This window comes from uncultured Kiloniella sp., assembly GCF_937128705.1.
Taxonomy (GTDB): Bacteria; Pseudomonadota; Alphaproteobacteria; order Kiloniellales; family Kiloniellaceae; genus Kiloniella.
Map to the genome: position 1 here is coordinate 1 of NZ_CAKZMP010000159.1, position 4,128 is coordinate 4,128.

Annotated in this window: 3 protein-coding genes; 2 read left to right on the top strand and 1 reads right to left on the bottom strand. The window is 41.1% G+C overall.

Going from position 1 to position 4,128, the window contains the following annotated elements:
• On the top strand, window positions 1-2,241 hold a 2,241-nt coding region (locus tag Q0241_RS09115; RefSeq protein WP_299376353.1), incomplete at its 5' end, for an ATP-binding protein.
• A gap of 6 nt (window positions 2,242-2,247) precedes the next feature.
• Entirely contained in the window at window positions 2,248-2,955 is a 708-nt protein-coding gene (locus Q0241_RS09120; RefSeq protein WP_299376356.1) for a response regulator, read from the top strand.
• A gap of 24 nt (window positions 2,956-2,979) precedes the next feature.
• Here the strand turns inward: Q0241_RS09120 and Q0241_RS09125 are convergent, their stop codons facing one another.
• Window positions 2,980-3,507, bottom strand: coding sequence for a hypothetical protein (locus Q0241_RS09125; RefSeq protein WP_299376358.1), 528 nt, complete (start codon window positions 3,505-3,507; stop codon window positions 2,980-2,982).
• Between the last annotated feature and the right edge of the window lie 621 nt (window positions 3,508-4,128).

Genomic DNA, 4,128 nt, shown 5'->3' on the forward strand with positions numbered 1-4,128 from the left:
TCTGTTTTTGAGGTGGAATTACAAAAGGGATCTCAAATGGAGACTGGTTTTGCGACCTTCGATAAAGCTGGACGCTTGCTAACGATCAATGATCGTTTTGTGGTCTTGGGCGATGAAGAACGGAAAACCTTACTTAAGACCAAGGTCGAGCATTTTGTGTTGGAAAAATCCTTTGGAAAGTCAGTAAATTCTAGCCTCATACAAACAGTTATACGTAAATGGCAGTCTTCTGATCGCGGCTTTGTTTGGCAAAATACTGTTGGTGATAAGTTTTCATTGTCACGTTACACAACTCCAGAGGGAAATACTTGTTATCTAAAAGTTCTACTTGAGAACCAGAATGCAGAGGAAAAAGTATCTGCGCCTGAAGTGCTTTTCGATATTATTCAATCATTGGATATTGCTGTTGCACTTTATGATTCTGATTTGTGTTTTGTCTTATCAAATAAAAAATTTGCGAATGTTATTGCCTTACCTGATGATCAGTTGAGGCGGGGGCGCCCCATACACAAAATTATGCAGGGGATGATCACTGGACACCAAAATGCATGTGATCACAAATCTATAATCAAGAACACAAATGAAGCCGAGAAAACGATTGAGAAAATTATCAAAGGTGTTTTCAGTTATAAAAAGGGGCTTGAAATAGAACGTTCTGATGGACGTCTTTTATTAAGTTCTTCACATGAAACCGGATTTGGCGATTACTTGGTTACGATCAAGGACATTACCGAGCAAAAGAAAATTGAAGAGGCGAGCCGTGAAGCAGATATGTTGCTTCATAAAATTGTTGAGGCTTGCCCTGCGAACTTTTTGGTATCCCGTGTTTCGGATGGAAAAATCATATATTTCCCGCCAGCTTCTCGTGATCGGTTTGGTGATATAGAAACGGCAAAAAGCTTTTTCATTAAACCTCAAGACCGTGAAAATTATCTCAAGGCTTTGTTGCCGACGGGTGTATTGGATGATTATAGGGTGCAGTTTCGCCGGCGGGATGGCAGCATTATGCAAGGTCTGACGTCTGCCCGTGTGACTGATTACAAAGGTGAGGATGTTATTGTCTCGTCAACACGAGATATCACCGAACAACTTCAGATGCAAAAAGAGCTGGAAGAGCAGAAGGAAATCGCACATCAGAATGAAAAGATATCAGCCTTAGGCGGGTTGCTTGCTGGTGTTGCCCATGAACTGAATAATCCACTTTCTATCGTCGTAGGCTATGCCTTGATGCTTCAGGATAAAACGGATGATCCAGAGGTAAAGCGAAGAGTAGATCGAATTGCGATGGCAGCAGAGCGTTGCGCCAAAATTGTTAAAACATTTTTGGCTATGGCTAGGCAGCGTCCGATGCAGATAGAAAATTGTAATTTGAACGAAGCAATCGAAGTCGCCATGGATGTTGCTGGTTATGGGGTCAGGGTATCTGGCGCCGAGGTATCTTTATCATTGGCGAAGGATTTGCCTTTTGTCGATGCCGACCATGATCAAATGGCACAAGTCTTTACCAACTTGATTGTAAATGCAGAACATGCGTTATCTGAGAAAGGAAAAGCGGGGAAACTCGTTATTCGTTCCTCGTTTGATGACTTATTAAACGAAGTCGTTGTTGATGTTATTGATAACGGCGTAGGTATTCCCAAAGAGATACAGGCTAGGATTTTTGAACCTTTTTTTACAACAAAAGATGTTGGAAGTGGTACGGGCGTCGGCCTTGCTTTTTGCCATCGTATTGTTGATGCCCACCACGGAAACCTGTCTTTCCGATCCTCAGGTAAAGGAGGTACTTGCTTTACAGTGCGAATGAAAGTTGCGGAAGTAACAGATGAAAATAAAAACGTTCCTGATATTCCGGATAAAAAACATTTAAAGCAAGAAGTTCTGGTTGTTGATGATGAGGTCGATGTCGCTGATCTAATTAGCGAAATTTTGAGTGAAGACGGTTATCAAGTGACGGTTACCAATTCAGCTAAAGATGCCCTCACAAAATTAAAAGCACATTCATACACTGCAATTTTAAGTGACGTGAAAATGCCCGGTATGAATGGTATAGAGTTTTTACAGCGTATGACGGCTGAATTTCCTGATATGGCTAAAAAAACTGCTTTTGTGACAGGAGATTCAATGAGCCCGGAAGTTGCTGATTTTATCGAGAATTCTGGATGCTTGCATCTGGATAAACCTGTTTCTCCTGAAGAGCTTGTCAATATGATGCGATCACTTATCCAAAAAACAGGGATCTAGTTTTACATGGGTGCGAATGGTTACAAAATTATTGTCTGTGATGATGAACCACATTTACGTGAAATGGTTGCCGAATATTTAAGTGATCGTGGCTATGAAACAGTTGAAGCCGCCGATGCAAAAATGATGCATAAATTTACTGAAAAGCATTCTCCTGATTTGGTAATCCTAGACATTAATATGCCCGGTGAAGATGGTTTGACTGCCCTTCGTAACTTACGAAATAACTCTGACGTGCCGGTTATTATGTTGACGGCAGCATCTGAAGTCGTTGACCGTATTGTCGGACTGGAAATGGGGGCTGATGATTATCTGGCCAAACCTGTGGATTTGAGAGAGCTGGAAGCAAGAATAAAAGCAACTTTACGAAGAATCCCGAGCGCTTTGTCAGATCAAAAATCTACTAAGACCAAAGGATCAATTCAGTTTGGCGTGTGCAGACTTGATTTAGATAGCGCACAGCTTTTTGATGCTGATAATAATGAAATTGCCATGACAGCGATGGAATTTAGTCTTTTACGTGTTTTTTCTGAAAATAGGGGGCGTGTTTTAAACCGGGATCAATTACTTGAACAAGCTCATGATAGAGGGTGGGAGCCCTTTGACAGATCGATAGATCTTCGTATTTCCCGGCTTCGGCGTAAAATTGAAGTTAATCCGACAAAACCAGAAATCATACGTACCGTTCGCGGAATAGGTTATGTCTTTGGGTAATTGGGTATAAAGAATAAATCAGAACTAATTCTTAGGTATCGTGATCTCTATGTTTCGGGGGTGTTTTCCATCGCAGGGAATTGTTGCTAGCGTGATGTTCTTATCATTCATTCCTGTTAATACGCTGCCACAGTCACCGGGAGAAGTTGACCAAACTTCTTGGCTGGTTTGTGTCTCGATATCTAGGTAATAGGCTTTGCCTGTTCCATTATAGCCTTCTGTTGCAACGTAAAGTGATTTTCTGTCATTTCCCCACATAAAACTGGTGATAGAAAAAGCCCAGTCACCGCCTTGCCATGTCCTTTGGGTGAGGCTATAGGGGCCGATTATGGGGGCATCAAATTTCAATTTTACAATTGAAATATTAATTCCCAAAGCATCATCGCAATAAACATCGACGGAAAATTCCCCGATAGGTTGGTTGTACCTGTCGGCTTCACATACTTGGCTTAGATCTTTCAGGGCAGGTTTTTGCGCGTTGGCATGTCCTTTGATGGAGTGAAAACCAACTGAACTTACAAGTAACCCGATAAATATGAGGCTTTTAAGCATAGGAAGCCTTTACTTTCATATCTATGAAAAGTTTACAGATTAATGGGTGCTTCGTGAAGGTTTATCAAGTTCGCTGCAAGATAGAGTTGTGTATTATTATCAAGTAACTGTCTGTGATTTCTAAATGAGGAAGGTGTGTCCTTATGAGAGGAGGCGGTGGAAATAATATCATCAAATAGGTCGGAAAAGACTATAGTATTACCTGTGTGTAATTGTGCTTTTCGGGGGCGATCCTGAAGGTGAGTAATAGGCATTTTCTGATGTCCTGTTTAATCGTTGTTCCAATTCGTTGATAGAAGTTGGTCGTAGGGACGGTCAGCCAGGTTCAAATTTAATTCTTTATGCTCTGGGTTTAAGGCGGGTCATATCACAGAGCCATCCTTCTGTTTGATACAATCGATACTTTTCCTGAAATAATGCAGATACCAAAATCGTTTAAATTATTTTCCATCGATCAACGGGGTAGAATTTCTGTGCATCATGGTGTCTGTATTGAGAACAACGAGATAGCTTAAATGGGACTATCTGAAATAAAAATTATTTATTTTGAACCTTTCCCGTTCTTATCGCGTCAGACCCTGTAACGACGACATCGGGTTACTCGAAACAGTGAGTGACAAA